At 69.3% G+C, this 14,397-nt stretch carries 17 protein-coding genes; 11 read left to right on the top strand and 6 right to left on the bottom strand.

The window, feature by feature from the left end:
- Positions 1-44: 44 nt before the first annotated feature.
- The 4 genes from Q7P21_RS13670 to Q7P21_RS13655 all read left to right on the top strand — a co-directional run bounded on the left by Q7P21_RS13670 (position 45) and on the right by Q7P21_RS13655 (position 3,006).
- Positions 45-776: an SDR family NAD(P)-dependent oxidoreductase gene (locus Q7P21_RS13670; RefSeq protein WP_304177496.1), complete on the top strand. Its 732-nt coding sequence runs from the start codon at positions 45-47 to the stop codon at positions 774-776.
- A 114-nt stretch (positions 777-890) separates the two neighbouring features.
- Positions 891-1,535: a DUF47 domain-containing protein gene (locus tag Q7P21_RS13665; protein WP_304169879.1), complete on the top strand. Its 645-nt coding sequence runs from the start codon at positions 891-893 to the stop codon at positions 1,533-1,535.
- Positions 1,536-1,543: 8 nt separating this feature from the next.
- Complete coding sequence (locus Q7P21_RS13660) at positions 1,544-2,557, top strand: inorganic phosphate transporter (protein ID WP_304169877.1); 1,014 nt, start codon at positions 1,544-1,546, stop codon at positions 2,555-2,557.
- Complete coding sequence (locus tag Q7P21_RS13655) at positions 2,557-3,006, top strand: NUDIX hydrolase (protein ID WP_304169876.1); 450 nt, start codon at positions 2,557-2,559, stop codon at positions 3,004-3,006. Before Q7P21_RS13660 ends, Q7P21_RS13655 begins: the two co-directional genes overlap by 1 nt.
- A gap of 135 nt (positions 3,007-3,141) precedes the next feature.
- On the opposite strand, the gene Q7P21_RS13650 is transcribed toward Q7P21_RS13655, so the two are convergent.
- Positions 3,142-4,080 carry a LysR substrate-binding domain-containing protein gene (locus Q7P21_RS13650; RefSeq protein WP_304177494.1) on the bottom strand — a complete coding sequence of 313 codons (939 nt, stop codon included), beginning with the start codon at positions 4,078-4,080 and terminating at the stop codon, positions 3,142-3,144.
- 351 nt (positions 4,081-4,431) lie between these two features.
- On the opposite strand from Q7P21_RS13650, the gene Q7P21_RS13645 reads away from it, so the two are divergent.
- Positions 4,432-4,878 (top strand): hypothetical protein, encoded by a 447-nt coding sequence (locus Q7P21_RS13645; protein ID WP_304169873.1) that lies wholly within the window; start codon positions 4,432-4,434, stop codon positions 4,876-4,878.
- A gap of 24 nt (positions 4,879-4,902) precedes the next feature.
- On the top strand, positions 4,903-5,349 hold the full coding sequence (locus Q7P21_RS13640) for a hypothetical protein (protein ID WP_304169870.1): 447 nt from the start codon (positions 4,903-4,905) through the stop codon (positions 5,347-5,349).
- Positions 5,350-5,360: 11 nt separating this feature from the next.
- On the opposite strand, the gene Q7P21_RS13635 is transcribed toward Q7P21_RS13640, so the two are convergent.
- Complete coding sequence (locus Q7P21_RS13635; protein WP_304169868.1) at positions 5,361-6,098, bottom strand: hypothetical protein; 738 nt, start codon at positions 6,096-6,098, stop codon at positions 5,361-5,363.
- Positions 6,099-6,289: 191 nt separating this feature from the next.
- Here Q7P21_RS13635 and Q7P21_RS13630 point away from each other — a divergent pair, with 191 nt between their 5' ends.
- The 4 genes from Q7P21_RS13630 to Q7P21_RS13615 all read left to right on the top strand — a co-directional run bounded on the left by Q7P21_RS13630 (position 6,290) and on the right by Q7P21_RS13615 (position 9,598).
- The gene (locus tag Q7P21_RS13630) at positions 6,290-7,366 is read left to right on the top strand and encodes an AI-2E family transporter (RefSeq protein ID WP_304169866.1); all 1,077 of its coding nucleotides are present in this window, start codon (positions 6,290-6,292) and stop codon (positions 7,364-7,366) included.
- 74 nt (positions 7,367-7,440) lie between these two features.
- Positions 7,441-7,707 (top strand): metal-sensing transcriptional repressor, encoded by a 267-nt coding sequence (locus Q7P21_RS13625; RefSeq protein ID WP_304177493.1) that lies wholly within the window; start codon positions 7,441-7,443, stop codon positions 7,705-7,707.
- Between the two features lie 30 nt (positions 7,708-7,737).
- Positions 7,738-8,709, top strand: a complete 972-nt coding sequence (locus tag Q7P21_RS13620; protein ID WP_304177492.1) for a class I SAM-dependent methyltransferase — start codon at positions 7,738-7,740, stop codon at positions 8,707-8,709.
- Between the two features lies 1 nt (position 8,710).
- Positions 8,711-9,598 carry a nickel/cobalt efflux transporter gene (locus tag Q7P21_RS13615; protein ID WP_304177491.1) on the top strand — a complete coding sequence of 296 codons (888 nt, stop codon included), beginning with the start codon at positions 8,711-8,713 and terminating at the stop codon, positions 9,596-9,598.
- Here Q7P21_RS13615 and Q7P21_RS13610 read toward each other — a convergent pair.
- The gene (locus Q7P21_RS13610) at positions 9,595-10,029 is read right to left on the bottom strand and encodes a MarR family winged helix-turn-helix transcriptional regulator (RefSeq protein ID WP_304169857.1); all 435 of its coding nucleotides are present in this window, start codon (positions 10,027-10,029) and stop codon (positions 9,595-9,597) included. The two genes, Q7P21_RS13615 and Q7P21_RS13610, sit on opposite strands and share 4 nt — an antisense overlap.
- Positions 10,030-10,100: 71 nt before the next feature.
- On the opposite strand from Q7P21_RS13610, the gene Q7P21_RS13605 reads away from it, so the two are divergent.
- A complete protein-coding gene (locus Q7P21_RS13605; protein ID WP_304177489.1) occupies positions 10,101-11,237 on the top strand; it encodes a PLP-dependent aminotransferase family protein in 1,137 nt (378 codons plus the stop codon).
- A gap of 24 nt (positions 11,238-11,261) precedes the next feature.
- Here Q7P21_RS13605 and Q7P21_RS13600 read toward each other — a convergent pair whose 3' ends face one another.
- From Q7P21_RS13600 to Q7P21_RS13590, 3 genes are all read right to left on the bottom strand, one after another.
- A complete protein-coding gene (locus Q7P21_RS13600; RefSeq protein ID WP_304177487.1) occupies positions 11,262-11,612 on the bottom strand; it encodes a DUF2200 domain-containing protein in 351 nt (116 codons plus the stop codon).
- A 52-nt stretch (positions 11,613-11,664) separates the two neighbouring features.
- Positions 11,665-12,090: a hypothetical protein gene (locus tag Q7P21_RS13595; RefSeq protein ID WP_304177485.1), complete on the bottom strand. Its 426-nt coding sequence runs from the start codon at positions 12,088-12,090 to the stop codon at positions 11,665-11,667.
- A gap of 485 nt (positions 12,091-12,575) precedes the next feature.
- The coding region (locus Q7P21_RS13590; RefSeq protein ID WP_369695346.1) for an acyclic terpene utilization AtuA family protein at positions 12,576-14,397 on the bottom strand (1,822 nt) is incomplete at its 5' end.

Below are 14,397 nucleotides of genomic sequence, written 5' to 3'. Positions count from 1 at the left end.
CTTTGCGGTTGACGCCTGCGCGCGGGGCGCCAGGAAGTGGGGCCATGACCCAGACCGCTGCGAACCCTGCGCCCCACGTCCTCGTCACCGGCTCCACGCGGGGCATTGGCGCGGCGATTGTGGAGACCCTGACCGCCCAGGGCGCCCGGGTGGTCGGGCATGGGCGGACGGATGGCGCGGGGGTGATCGGGGCGGATCTGGCCGAGGCCGGGGGCGCCGACACCCTGTGGGCCAGGGCGCTGGAGCAGCTCGACGGGCGCGTCGACGTGCTGATCAACAATGCCGGGGTGTTCGAGGCGGTGGCCGTCGACGCGCCGGATGACGCGTGGCAGGCCAGCTGGGGCCGGACGCTGCAGATCAACCTGCAGGCCAGCGCCGATCTCTGCCGCCGGGCGGTGCTGCACTTCCGGGCCCGGGGCGGCGGCGGACGGATCGTCAATATCGCCAGCCGGGCGGCCTATCGCGGCGACAGCCCGGCCCACTGGCACTATGCGGCCTCGAAGGCGGGCATGGTCGGCATGACCAAGTCGATCGCGCGGGGCTATGCGATCGAAGAGATCCTGGCCTTCGCCGTCTGTCCGGGCTTCGTGATGACCGGCATGGCCGAGGACTATCTGGCCAGCCGCGGCGGCGACAAGCTGCTGGCCGACATCCCCCTGGGCCGGGTGGCCGATCCGGCCGAGGTGGCGAGTGTCGCCGCCTATCTGGCGCTTGAGGCGCCGGGCTCGATGACCGGGGCGGTGATCGACGTGAACGGGGCGAGCTTCGTGCGGTAGTTTCGTCCGTTCACGCACAGATTTCCTGCCGTGTCGGAATGCGCCGTTTACAGCCCGGGCGACGCCGCGTAGGCCTGACCCAAACCCGCGACTTCGCAGGAGATTCGGGCGGTCATGATGAAGTGGTTCCAGGCCCTGATGCCGAAGGAGGATCGGTTCTTCGATCTGTTCGAAGCCCATGCCCGCACCCTGACCGCCGGGGCCTTGGCGCTGCAACAGGTGCTGGCCGGCGGCGAGGGGGTTCCGGCCGCCTGCGCCGAGGTGGCGCGGCACGAGAACGAGGCCGACCAGGTCACGCGCGAGGTGCTGCTGGCGGTGCGCCGGACCTTCATCACCCCCTTCGACCGGTCCGACATCCACGACCTGATCAGTTCGATGGATGACGCCATCGACCAGATGCACAAGACCGCCAAGGCCATCACCCTGTTCGAGGTCCGCGCCTTCGAGCCCGACATGACGACCCTGGGCCAGGTGATCGTGCGCACCTCCGACCTGGTGGCCGAGGCTGTGCCGATGCTGCGTAACCTGCAGGGCAACGCCGCGCGGCTGAGCGCCCTGGCCGAACAGATCTCGGCGCTGGAGGAGGAATCCGACCAGCTCTACGACACCGGCATGGCCGCCCTGTTCAAGGGCCCGGCCCGGGCCGATCCGATGGCCTTCATCGTCGGCAGCGAGATCTATGATCACCTGGAGAAGGTGGTCGACCGCTTCGAAGACGTCGCCAACCGCATCAGCGCCGTGCTGATCGAGCACCTGTAGGCGCCCCGGTGGATCTCGCCTCAGCCGGGCCGCTGTTGATCTTCCTGGTGGTCGTGGCCCTGGCCTTCGATTTCCTGAACGGTCTGCACGACGCCGCCAACTCGATCGCGACCATCGTCTCGACCCGGGTGCTGCCGGCCCGCTACGCGGTGCTTTGGGCGGCGTTCTTCAACTTCATCGCCTTCCTGTTCTTCGGGCTGCACGTGGCCCAGACGGTGGGCAAGGGCATCCTCACCCCCGGCGTCGTCGACGACGCGGTGATCTTCGGCGCCCTGGGCGGGGCGATCACCTGGAATGTCATCACCTGGATGGCGGGGATTCCGTCCTCGAGTTCGCACGCCCTGATCGGCGGCCTGCTGGGCGCCGGCGTCGCCAAGGCCGGGCTCGATCCGGTGGTCTGGGACGGGGTCTATAAGACCGTGGCCGGGATCGTGGTGTCGCCGGCCCTGGGCTTCGGCCTGGCCCTGGTGCTGGTGCTGCTGGCCACCTGGCTCTTCGTGAAGGCGACGCCCAGCCTGGCGGACGGCACGTTCCGCAAGCTGCAGTTCGTCTCGGCCTCGCTGTTCTCGCTGGGTCATGGCGGCAATGACGCCCAGAAGACCATGGGGATCATCACCGTGCTGCTCTATGCGCACGGCAAGCTGCAGGGCGATTTCCACGTGCCGCTGTGGGTGGTGCTGAGCTGTCAGGCGGCCATGGCGCTGGGCACCCTGATGGGGGGCTGGCGGATCGTCCACACCATGGGCTCGAAGATTACGCGCCTGTCGCCGCAACAGGGCTTCTGCGCCGAGACCGGCGGGGCGATCACCCTGTTCCTGGCCACCCACCTGGGGGTGCCGGTCTCGACCACCCACACCATCACCGGCGCGATCGTCGGGGTCGGGGCGGCGCGTCGGGCGCGGGCCGTGCGCTGGAACATCGCCGGCAGCATCGTCTGGGCCTGGGTGTTCACCATGCCGATGGCCGGACTGATGGGGGCGGGGTTCTACTGGCTCGCCGTGCTGGCCGGGCGGGTGTTCTGATGGGCAAGAAGATTGACCGCGTCCGTCCCGAGCCCGACCGAGAGCCCCGGGCGCAATATGCCTGTGTGCCGTGGCGCAAGGGCGAGGCGGGGCTGGAGATCCTGCTGCTGACCAGCCGCGAGACGCGCCGCTGGGTGCTGCCCAAGGGTTGGCCGATCAAGGGGCTGAAACCCGGGCCGTCCGCCGCCCAGGAAGCCTTTGAGGAGGCGGGCGTCGCGGGCAAGGTCACCAAGAAGCCGATCGGCGTCTATCACTATGACAAGCGGCTGCGCAGCGGCCGCAGCCAGCATGTGCGGGTCTCGGTGTTCCCGCTGGAGGTCACCTCGGAGCTGGCGGTGTTTCCGGAGGTGGGCCAGCGCGAGAAGCTGTGGACCAGCCCGATGGAGGCCGCCGTCCGGGTCGACGAGCCGGAGCTGAAGACGCTGCTGGCTGGGTTCCGGGCGAAGTAGGGCCGCGCGCGCAGTTTCCCTCTCCCGCTTCCGGGAGAGGGTAGGGTGAGGGCTGTTCTCTTTTTGCGAGCTTAAGGCGGCCTGACCGCCCGAGCCCCTCACCCAACCCTCTCCCCGCAAGCGGGGCGAGGGCTCCTACTTCACGGCGGCCATGACCTCCTGGCCGAGCGCCCGGGCGGCGGCCGGGTCGGTGGCGACCTGGGTCATCAGCCAGTCGCGGAAGGCGGCGATCTTGGGGACGCGGGCGCGCTCGACCGGATAGGCCAGCCAGTAGCCGGGGCCATAGGCGGGCGCGATGTCGAAGGGCTGGACCAGCCGCCCCTGGGCGATCTCGGCGGCGAAGAAGATCGGCGAACCCAGGGCTACGCCGTGACCGGCCAGGGCGGAGGCGACCTCGAAGGTCTGGGCGTCGCCGGCCAGGCGGGGGCCGGAGGCGGGGCCGGGCGGGGCGACCCCGGCGGCGGCGAACCACAGGGCCCATTCCGCCTCCGACCCGATGCGCGGGGCGGCGAGCAGGTCGCGGGGATGGGCCAGGCCGCCCAGGCGCTGGCGGGTCTGCTCAGTGCACAGCGGGGTCTGGACGTGGCCGAACAGATGGTGGGTCTCAAGCCCCGGCCACCGGCCGTCGCCGCCCCGCAAGGCGACGTCGGTGTTCTCGCGCACGAGGTCGATGGTGTGGGTCGAGGTTTCCAGCCGCACCGCGATCTTCGGGTGGGCCAGCTGGAAGGCGCCCAGGCGCGGGGCCAGCCATTGGGTGGCCAGCGACGGCATGGTGGTGATCGACAGCACGCCCTCGCTGGCGCCGGTGATGTCGGACAGGGCGGCGCGCAGGCCGACCATGGCCTCGGTGGCGGCCCGGGCCAGGCGCTCGCCCGGCGGGGTCAGCACCACCTCGCGGGTCAGGCGGCGGAACAGGGTGAGGCCCAGGCGGCGTTCCAGCGCCTTCACCTGCCAGCTGACGGCGGCCTGGGTGACCCCCAGCTCTTCGGCGGCGCGGGTGAACCCGCCGAGCCGGGCGGCGGCTTCGAACACCCGAATGGCGCTCAAGGGAATCTGGGCGAGGGGATCAGGCATAAGGGCAGCTTATATATAAACGAGGAGGACCCGTTTGTCACCTGGACCTCAAGAGCGGACATTCCGGTTGTTCCACAAGGGAACGCGCCAGGAGACAGGCCATGGAAGAGTTGAGCAGGTTGCATAAGGACGTTCCCTTTGGCTGGGCCCTGTGGGTCAGTGAATGGCTGGCCGCGCGCCGTCGTCGCCGGGCGCTGGCGGCGCCGCATCTGGCATGCGACACCCCCCAGATCCGACGCGACGATTGGCATCATCTGTCGGCGCCCCGTTAAGGGGACAGAGGCAGGTGCGGTGCGGCGTAAACCATAGTAGACAGGGTACGATCACAGCTTCAGGGCCCGCGCCGCCTGCATGGACGACCCCGCCCACCTTCGGACCATTTCCCGGCTGACCTCGGAATATCTGATCGGCCTGGCGGCCGAGATGATCCGTGAGACCGGCCAGGATCCGGTCGACATGCTGATCCTGAACGCCATTGGCGCGGCCAATGTCGGCCATTTGCGCGACCGCCAGGACCTGACCGCCGACTATCAGAGCGCGGACACGCCGCTGCCGATCGAGATGAAGCGGCCGATCACCAGTCTGGCGATTTCCGAAAGCCTGGGCCTGCCGCGTGAGACCACGCGGCGGCGGGTGGCCGGCCTGGTGAAGGCGGGCCTGTTGATGCGTCAGAAGGGGGGGCTGATCGCCATTCCGGAGCTGCAGGATCCGCAGCGCACGGTCGCGCTCGCCTTCGCCAACGCCCAGCTGTTCCGTCGCCTGATCCGGCAACTGCGCCAGCACGGCGTGGAGATCTAGGGGTGGCGTCGCGGGTGTTCGGACATGGATGAGACGGTCGAGATCCGCAAGATCGCGCGGCTGACGGCCGAGTACATGATCTCGATGGTTGGGCTCTTGACCCAGTCGACGGGCATGGACCCGACCGACATCCTGATCCTGAACGCGGTGGCGGCGGCCAATGTCGCCCACCTGCTCGAGGACCCCGAAAAGGTGGGCGTCTATTGGTCCAAGGGGATGACCATCCCCTTCGAGGCGCGCCGGCCGATCACCAGCCTGGCGATCTCAGAAAGCCTGGGCCTGCCGCGCGAGACCTGTCGGCGGCGGATCAAGGGGCTGGTGGCCGTAGGGCTGCTGGACCGCATGCCCGGGGGGCTGATGGCGGTGCAGGAACTGGCCGATCCAGTCCTGATGGCCACGACCTACGCCGCCAACGCCCAGCTGTTCCGCAAGCTGGTGCGCAAGCTGCGCAAGCACGGCGTCGAGGTTTAGGCGCCCAAGGTTCAGGCGGCGGGGGGCGGGGCGGGCGCCCGGCCGATCCAGATCTGGCCGCCACGGGCCATCAGGGTCCCGTCGCGGTCGAACAGGGCGACGCCGGCGAAGTGCTTGCGACCCTCGGCCTCCAGGGCCCAGGCGCTGACCACATAGGTCTCGCCGGCCCGGGGCTTGATCAACACTTCGCCGGCCATGGTGCCGAGCAGGCCCACGGGCGCGCCGGTCTTGATGAACCAGGCCATGGAACCCGGGCAGTCGAGCGCCGCCCAGGTGATCTCGTCGGGAACAGTCCCGTCGGCGTTGGCGAAATTGGCGTGCGGCGTCCAGACCCCGGCGCACTGGCCGGCGGGGGCGCCCTCGACCTGGCCGACATAGACCCCCAGGCCCTCGCCGTCCTCGCGCTCGATGCAGCAGGAGAAGCAGCCGCGATGCAGCGGGCGACGGGCGAAGGGCGAGGTCTCGCCAAAGGCCCGCGCGGCCTCGACGCCGGGGGGAAGGGGCGGGGCGGGCAGGGCCGAATCCTCGGCCGGCTTGGCCATGCCGAGCGGCTGGCCCTCGGCGTTGCTGAGGGTCGCCTGGCCGTCGGCGGAGAGGCTGAGGGTCACGGGCACGTCGAGGGGCACGCCGGCCCGCAGCATGGCCGAGCCGCGTCCGCCGACCGCATTGGAGAGAACGCCACAGATATAGCCGCCATTGGCGGTGGTGGGCGGCCCGCGAAACTGTCGCGGCACGACGATGTCGGTCATGGAAATTGGAAACCCTGGCGATGAGGCGCCGGAAAGAGGCGCTGAAATGAAGCGAAGGAAACAGGAAAAGACGAAAAGGCGATGAGCTGTTCTAGGGAACAGGGCTTGGTGGGGGCAAGGGGGTTGTGGCGTCCCGACGGAGCGGCGCTTAGTGCGCGTTCCTCACCAATGCGTCCGCTGGAGATTCGACCATGGCCCGCCCCGCCGCCACGCCTTCCATGATCGGACCGGTCGGGGTGGTGAAGGTCGCCGTCGTGGTCATCGCCACGATCCTGACCGGCTTCACCCTCTATGCGCTGCGCCGGATGCTGGAGCCCTTCGTCCTGGCGCTGTTCCTGCTGATCATGGTCGATGGCGTCGCCCGCCTGCTGAGCGCCCGCGTGCCAGGTTTTCCGAAGGCCGCGGCGACGCCGTTCGCCATCACCCTTATCGTCCTGGGCTTCGCCCTGACCATCTGGATCACCGCCGACAACGCGGCCGCCCTGGCCGCCCAGTCGGCGACCTATACCGACCATATCAATGCGTTCCTGAGCCGGGGCGCCCAGCGCCTGGGCCTCAATGTCACCCCGACCCTGGCCGGGCTGATCGAGAAGCTGAACCCCAGCCGCTTCGCCGGGGTCCTGGCCGAGGCGGTGAGCCACTTCGCCGAGGCGGCGGTGTTCGTGCTGATCTATCTGGGCTTCCTGGTCGCCTCCCGGCGCGGCTTCGCGGCCAAGGCCAGCCAGCTGTTCCTGGACGCCGACGACTATGCCGAGGCCCGGCGGCTGTTCCTGCGGGTGCGGCGCGGGGTGGAGCAATATATCTGGATCCAGACCCTGGTCGGGCTGCTGATCACCGCCCTGTCGGCGGTGCTGATGACGCTCACCGGCCTGTCGCACATCCCGTTCTGGTGCCTGATCATCTTCCTCGCCAACTACATCCCGGCGGTGGGGGCGGCGATCGGGGTGCTGTTCCCGGCGCTGTTCGGCCTGGTGGAGGTGGATGGCGCGACCCGGGCGGTGGTGCTGCTGGTCGGGCTGGAGGCGATCCATTTCCTGGTCAGCCACGTCGTCCAGCCGCGCATGCAGGGCAAGAGCCTGAACCTCGACCCGCTGGTGGTGCTGCTGGCGCTCGCCTTCTGGAGCGCGATGTGGGGGGTGACGGGCGCCTTCCTGTCGACGCCGCTGACCGTGCTGGCCATGGCGATCCTGGCGGAGTTCCCGGGCACGCGGCCGCTCGCCGTGCTGCTGTCCGGCGATGGCCGGCCCGACGCGGACATGGCCGACTAACCTAGCGCCGGGGACGTCGGCGCGGCTCCAAGAAGATGGCTTGCATATCCTATCCAGGGGGATAGGTTGGTCGCATGTCCGAACACGCCCACGCCTCGCACCCGGCCATCATCAAGCGCCTGAAGCGCGCCGAGGGGCATCTGAAGTCGATCGTCGGCATGATCGAGGCCGGGCGGCCTTGTCTCGACCTCGCCCAGCAGCTGCACGCGGTGGAGGCGGCGGTGACCAATGCCAAGCGCGAGCTGATCCACGACCATATCGAGCACTGCCTGCACGACGCCGAGGGGCCGGACGGCCGCGCGGCCCTGGCCGAACTGAAGCAGCTGGCCAAGTACCTGTGACCCTCAAACCCGACCCTTCTGGAGGCTGAAATGGCCCAGACGAGAGCGAGACATCCCCACAGCCACATGTGGCTGATCGGCGTCCTGGGCCTGGCGGCCGGCGCGGCCCTGATGATCTACGCGCCGCGACTGAAAGGGATCTCGACCTCGATCCTGCTGTTCGCCGGCTTCCACCTGATCGGGGCGGTGGTGATCCTGAGCTCGCTCTATGGCATGGCCCTGCGCGATTGGATCCGGGGCCTGCGCAAGCCGGCCCTGCCGGCCGGCGACGCCCTGGAGTTCGGCTGGGGGCCGGGCTGGATGAACGGGCTGGCGGTGGCGGCCCTGGTCGCCTTGGCGGCGGCCGTGGCCGTGCAGGTCTCGAAGCCGGAGCTGTGGCCGATCAGCTTCCTGCTGGTGGTCCAGGCGGTGCTGTTCCTGTTCGGCAACACGGCGATGAGCGGGTTCCGCCGGCCCGACCACATGGTGCTGCCGATGGTCGACCTGGTGCGCGGCGAGACCGACCGGGTGCTGGACGCCGGCTGCGGCGCCGGGCGCACGACCATCGCCTTGAGCCGGGTCTTGCGCGGCGGCCGGGTGACGGCTCTCGACCGGTTCGACGCCGACTATATCGATGATGGCGGCCGGGCCCTGCTGGACCGCAATCTGAAGATCGCCGGCCTGACCGAGCGGGTCGAGGTGGTGACCGGCGACCTGACCGCCATGCCGTTCCCGCAAGGCGACTTCGATGCGGCGGTCAGCACCAATGTCTATGACCATCTGGGCGGCGCCAAGCAGCAGGGGCTGGCGGAGACCTGGCGGGTGCTGAAGCCCGGCGGCCGGTTCCTGATGGCGGTGTGGACCCCCGGGCCGATGATGTTCACCATCGGCAGCCTGTTCTCCTTCCTGCTGACGCCGAAGTCGACCTGGCGGGAGATGGGGCGCAAGGCCGGGTTCGCGGTGATCGACGAAGGCGCGATCAATGGCTGCTGGTGGGTGCTGTTCGAAAAGCCGGTCGCCTGAGATGACCGACTTCGCGACGCTGCTGGCCCAGGGCCACGCCTGGCTGTTCATCCCCTCGGCCCTGGTGCTGGGGGCGCTGCACGGGCTGGAGCCGGGGCACTCCAAGACCATGATGGCGGCCTTCATCGTCGCGGTGCGCGGCACGGTGGGCCAGGCGATCCTGCTCGGCCTGTCGGCGACCTTCTCCCACACCCTGGTGGTCTGGGCCGTGGCCCTGGCCGGGCTCTATTTCGGGCGCAACCTGAACCTGGAGACCTCCGAGCCCTGGTTCCAGCTGGCCTCGGCGGCGATCATCCTGGGGGTGGCGGCCTGGATGCTGTGGCGCACCTGGAGCGACGGCCGGGCCTGGCGGCTGGCCCATGCGGGCCATGACCATGGCGGTCACGGACACAGCCACGGTCATGATCATCCGCACGATCATGATCATCATGACCACGGTCACGACCACCACCATGACCATGGTCACAGCCACGCGCATGATCATCCGCACGTCGCGGCCCATGCCTATGAGGACGCCCATGAGCGGGCGCACGCCGCCGACATCGCCAGGCGCTTCGAGGGGCGGACGGCGACCACCGGCCAGATCGTGATGTTCGGCCTGACCGGCGGGCTGATCCCGTGCCCGGCCTCGATCACCGTGCTGCTGCTCTGTCTGCAGCTGAAGCAGGTGGCCCTGGGGGTCGTGCTGGTGCTGTGCTTCTCGGTCGGGCTGGCGGCGACCATGGTCTCGGTGGGCGTGGGGGCGGCGATCGCGGCGCGGCATGCGGAGAAGCGCTGGGGCCCGGCGTTCGAGACCTTCGCGCGGCGGGCGCCCTATTTCTCGTCCGGCCTGATCGCCGTGGTCGGCCTGGCCCTGGGGATCCAGGCGCTGCACGCCATCGCGGGTTAGGCGGGCGCCGCCAATACGGCCATCACCGCGCGCCAGCCCTCTTCCTGCGGCGCGCCGGCCTTGTCGAAGGCGGCCTCAAGGTGGCGCATCTGGGCGCCGGTCAGCTCGGCCTCCAGGCGCTGGCCCTCCGGCGTGAGCCGCAGGTTCTTGACCCGCCGGTCGCTGGCGGCGGGCAGGGCGGCGACCAGGCCCATCTCCATCAGCTGGCGCAGGGGGGCGTTGAGCGCCTGCTTGCTGACCGCCAGCAGGTCGAGCAGGCCGCGCACCGAGACGTCCGGCCGGCTGCCGATGAAATAGAGGATGCGGTGATGCACCCGGCCGAGCCCCCGCCGTTCCAGGATGCGGTCGGGCAGGTCGGTGAAGCCGCGATAGGCGAAATAGAGCAGCTCGATCGCGCCGCGCAGCGCGTCCTGGCGGTCTAGGTCAATCATATTGACACATTAATCTTGCCCGCCTTAGGCTGTCGATAGGTCAATGAACTTGACGCTATCTCGAGGCGAACATGGCGCGCTTGTCGACACGGACTGCGGATCTGCACGCCTCGCCGGTGCGCGAGATGCTCAGCGTCAGCCAGAGGCCGGGAATGATCTCCTTCGCTGGGGGCCTGCCGTCGCCGGACAGCTTCGCCGGGCTGGAACTGCCGCCGCCACCCGGGGAGCTGCTGCAATATGGCCCGACCGAGGGCGAGCCGGAGTTGCGGGCCAAGATCGCCGAGCAACTGGCGGGCCTGGGGATCGACAGCGCGCCGGACCGGGTGTTGATCCTGTCGGGGTCGCAGCAGGGGATCGACCTGGTCGGCAAGCTGGTGGTGGACGCCGGCTCGGGCGTGGCGGTGGAATCCCCGGCCTATCTGGCCGCCCTGCAGGTGTTCCGGTTCTTCGGCGCGCGGTTCGAGATCCTCGACAGGGCCGACCCCGGAGCGGGCTGGGCGCAGGCCGCGCCGGCCGTGGCCTATGTGACGCCGACCTTCCAGAATCCGACTGGCGGTTGCTGGAGCGCCGACGAGCGCCGCGCCCTGGCCCAGGCCTGCGACGCCCACGACGTGATCCTGTTCGAGGACGATCCCTATCGCGACCTGGTCTATGAGCCCTGTGAGCGGCGGCCGGTCTGCGCGCAGGTGAAGACGGCGTCCTGGGTCTATCAGGGCTCGTTCTCCAAGACCGTGGCGCCGGGCCTGCGCCTGGGCTTCCTGACCGCGTCGGAGGACATCTTCCCCCTGCTGGTGCGGCTGAAGCAGGCCGCCGACCTGCACACCAACCGGCTGAGCCAATGGATGGTGCTGCAATATCTGAACGACCCCGACCGCGACGCCCGGATGGCGCGGATCGCCGCGCTCTATCGCGGCAAGCGCGATGTGTTCGCGCAGGCTCTGGAGCGGCATCTGGGCGGGTTGGCGACCTGGAGCACGCCGCCGGGCGGGCTGTTCTTCTGGGTCACCCTGAACGGGGCGGTGTCGCCCGAGGCCCTACTGAAGCGGGCCCTGGAGCGCGGCGTGCTGTTCACCCCTGGCAGCCACTTCCTGGCGCAGGGCGGCGCGTGTCAGGCCCTGAGGCTGAACTTCAGCCTCGCCGCGCCGGAGGCGGCTGAGCGGGGGCTGGCGATTTTGGGCGAGCTGCTGCGGGAGGAGATTGGGGGTTAGGCGGTTCGGCCAGTCCGAACGCGGTCACCCCCGCAGGACCTTCGCCATCGCCTTGCCCTTGGCCAGTTCGTCGATCAGCTTGTCCAGGTAGCGGATCTCCCGCATCAGCGGATCGGCGATCTCCTCGACGCGGACGCCGCAGATCACGCCCTTGATGTCGGCCCTGGCGGGGTGCGGCGCGGGCGCCTCGGCGAAGAAGGTGCGGAGATCCGTCCTCCGCGCCAGCTGGTCCTCGAGGCCTTGCGGACTGAAGCCAGTCAGCCAGAGAATGACCTCATCGACCTCCGCCCGGGTGCGTCCCTTGCGTTCGGCCTTGGCGAGATAGAGCGGATAGACGCTGGCGAAGCTGGTCTTGTAGATTCGATGCTCGGTCATTGATCTGATCCACGCCGGTTGAACCTGCGGCGAAAATCTAGCACGTCCGGCCCTAGCGCTTGAGGAAGCGCTTGGCGTCGGCCTCCAGCTTGGAGAGCAAGGCCGCCGACGGATCGCGCTCGGCCTCGTAGGGCAGGGTCCCAGCGACGCCGCGCAGGGCCAGCCACAGGGGGCCGCTGAAATGACCAAGCACGCGCAGGGGCCGGCGCTTGTCGTCGGTGACGTCCCAGCCCTCGGCCTCGAAGGCGGCGGCCTGCACGGCGGGGGCCTTGTTCTCAATGTTGTCCCAACCCTCGGGGCGCGGCGCAGCCTCGGCCTCGTCCGCCGTCAGGCCAAACAGGGCGGTCGTGCAGGCGTCGATCTCCGGGAACTCGGCGCGGGCTTCCGGCTCGGCGAAGTCGCGCTTCAGTAGGGCGCGGTATTCGAGCGCGTCGACGCCCGGCAGGTCGATCAGGCGCCGCAGCGCATCGGTGGTCATGGGATCGGTTTATCGCGGATTGGGTGGGGTGGCGAGGTGCGCGGACTAGAGCGGAGAACCTGCGGCGCTGCGCGCGACGTCGCTGACGGCTCGCGCCCCTAAGCAGCCATTTGACTGCGCGTTGATTTGTTCAATTTGCCGCCTTACGGAATACGCCACGATGAAAAGCTCATGGAAATTTGGCGATGTCCGTCAAGGGCCCCAGGGCATCCCCGTCGTCCCGTCGCGTGTGAATGAATTGAGCTGGATCGCGTTGGCGGCCATTTCAGCTGCCGGGACATCTTGCTTGATGGCATGGGCAGTCTGGCGCGGCTCTCTGAGTGTTATTGAAGCTGGTCGGGTTGTCGGACCTATTTTCGTGTTTCCGGGACTAGCCGTCGCCGTCGGATTGTTCTGCCGAGCAATTCGCCTGAGGCGTCAACGCGACTTGGAGGAATTCTACCAGGCGGTGGATGAAGCGGGCGCTCGTTCCAACTAACCCGCGATCACCCCAACAACCCCGCCGGAACCTCGATCTCGATATCCAGCAGCTGCTGGGCCTTGCCCTTGGCGAGGGCGTCGAGGCGGAGGCTGGAGAATTGGCCGCCGCCGAGCGCCTGGATGCAGTGGAAATTCAGGGCGTCCATGCCGGGCAGGTCGTAGCGGATCACCTTGGGGGCTGGCGCGCCCATGAACTCGTGGGCGAACCAGGTCTTGACGCGGGCCTCGGTGAGGGCGGCGCGGATCCAGGGCAGGTAGGCCGGCTTGCGGGCGATGACCCCGATGTTGAAGGCGTCGCCCTTGTCGCCGGACCGGGCCCAGGCGAGCTGGATCAGGGGCACGGTCGTCATCGGACTCGGGGCGGTGGCGGGATCGGCCGGGACCGGCGGGCGCAGGGTGGCGGCGGGATCATAGGGCTGGGGCGGGCGCTCGGGCTCGACGGTGAAGGTCTTGCCGCCGAGATCGACCTGGGCCGGGACCTCTTCGCGGGGCAGCAGGATGGAGAACACCCGGCAGACCGGAGTGATGGTCGGCGCGCCGCCGAACCAGCCGGTGGAGCCGACGCTCATCGAGGTGGTGGGGGAGGCGAACTCGCGCATCATCAGGCCCAGAGCCTCGGCGCTCTCATGCTCGGCGCCGAGACGGGCGACCACCTCGCGGACGCCGGCCAGGGCCGGATTGGCGTTGGCGCCATAGGTCGACTCGGCCCCCAGCACCTCGATCCGGCTGTCGCGCAGGGGCGGCAGGTTGCGGTCGCGCAGCATCTCGCCCACCCGGATCAGCACGGCGTCGGCCTGGCGCTGGGCCTTCAGGGCCGCCTCGCGGCCGACCACCGGCATGGCGCCGATGAAGCGGAAGCCGTCGCCAAAGGTGACGCAGACCTTGTAGCGGTCGGACGGCGGATAGCCCTTGGCGCCGCTGACCCTGACCCGGTGCGGACCGACCTCCTCGACCTTCACTTGCGTGAAGTCGCAGACCACGTCGGGCAGGGCGTAGCCCTGCGGGTCGCCGACCTCATAGAGGATCTGTTCGGCCACCGCGCCGGCCGAGACCAGGCCGCCTGTGCCGGGGGGCTTGGTGACGATGAAGGACCCATCGGCGTGGCATTCGATGACCGGATAGCCGATGTGGGCCCAGTCGGGGACGTCCTGCCAATCGGTGAACAGGCCGCCGGTCGCCTGGGCGCCGCACTCGATGACGTGGCCGGCGAGCGAGCCCGCCGAGAGCAGGTCATGGTCGCGGTCGCTCCAGCCGAATTCGTACATCAGGGGGCCGAGCGCCAGGGCGGAATCGACCACCCGGCCGGTGATCACCATGTCGGCGCCGGCGGCCAGCGCCTCGGCGATCGGGCGGCCGCCGAAATAGGCGTTGGCGGAGAAGACGGCCGCGGGCTCCGGGAAAGTCGCGTCGGTGAACATCTCGGTCAGGCCGCGCGCCTTCAGGTCGGGCAGGCGGCCGGACAGGTCGTCGCCCTCGACCACGGCGATCTTGAAGGAGAGGCCGGCGGCGGCGGCCAGTTCCTCCATCCGCGCGCGGCAGGCGTGGGGATTGAGGCCGCCGGCATTGGTGATGATCTTGACGCCTTGGGCCTTCAGTTCCTGGAGGTTGTCCTTCCAGATCCAGTCGGTGAAGTCGCGGGCATAGCCCTGGTCGGGGCGGGCGGCCTTGAGCTGGCCGAGCGCCGACATGGTGGCCTCGGCCAGATAGTCGAGGATCATGTAGTCGAGCTTGCCGCCGGCCAGCAGCTGGGGCGCCGCCACCGAGGAATCGCCCAGGAAGCCGCCCGCGCCGCCGATCCTGATCACCTTGGCCATGCGTCCGCTCCCT

This window comes from Phenylobacterium aquaticum, assembly GCF_947378715.1.
Classification (GTDB): domain Bacteria; phylum Pseudomonadota; class Alphaproteobacteria; order Caulobacterales; family Caulobacteraceae; genus Phenylobacterium; species Phenylobacterium aquaticum_A.
Note: the sequence above shows the minus strand (reverse complement) of the source record. Positions and strands in the feature narration are given on the sequence as shown.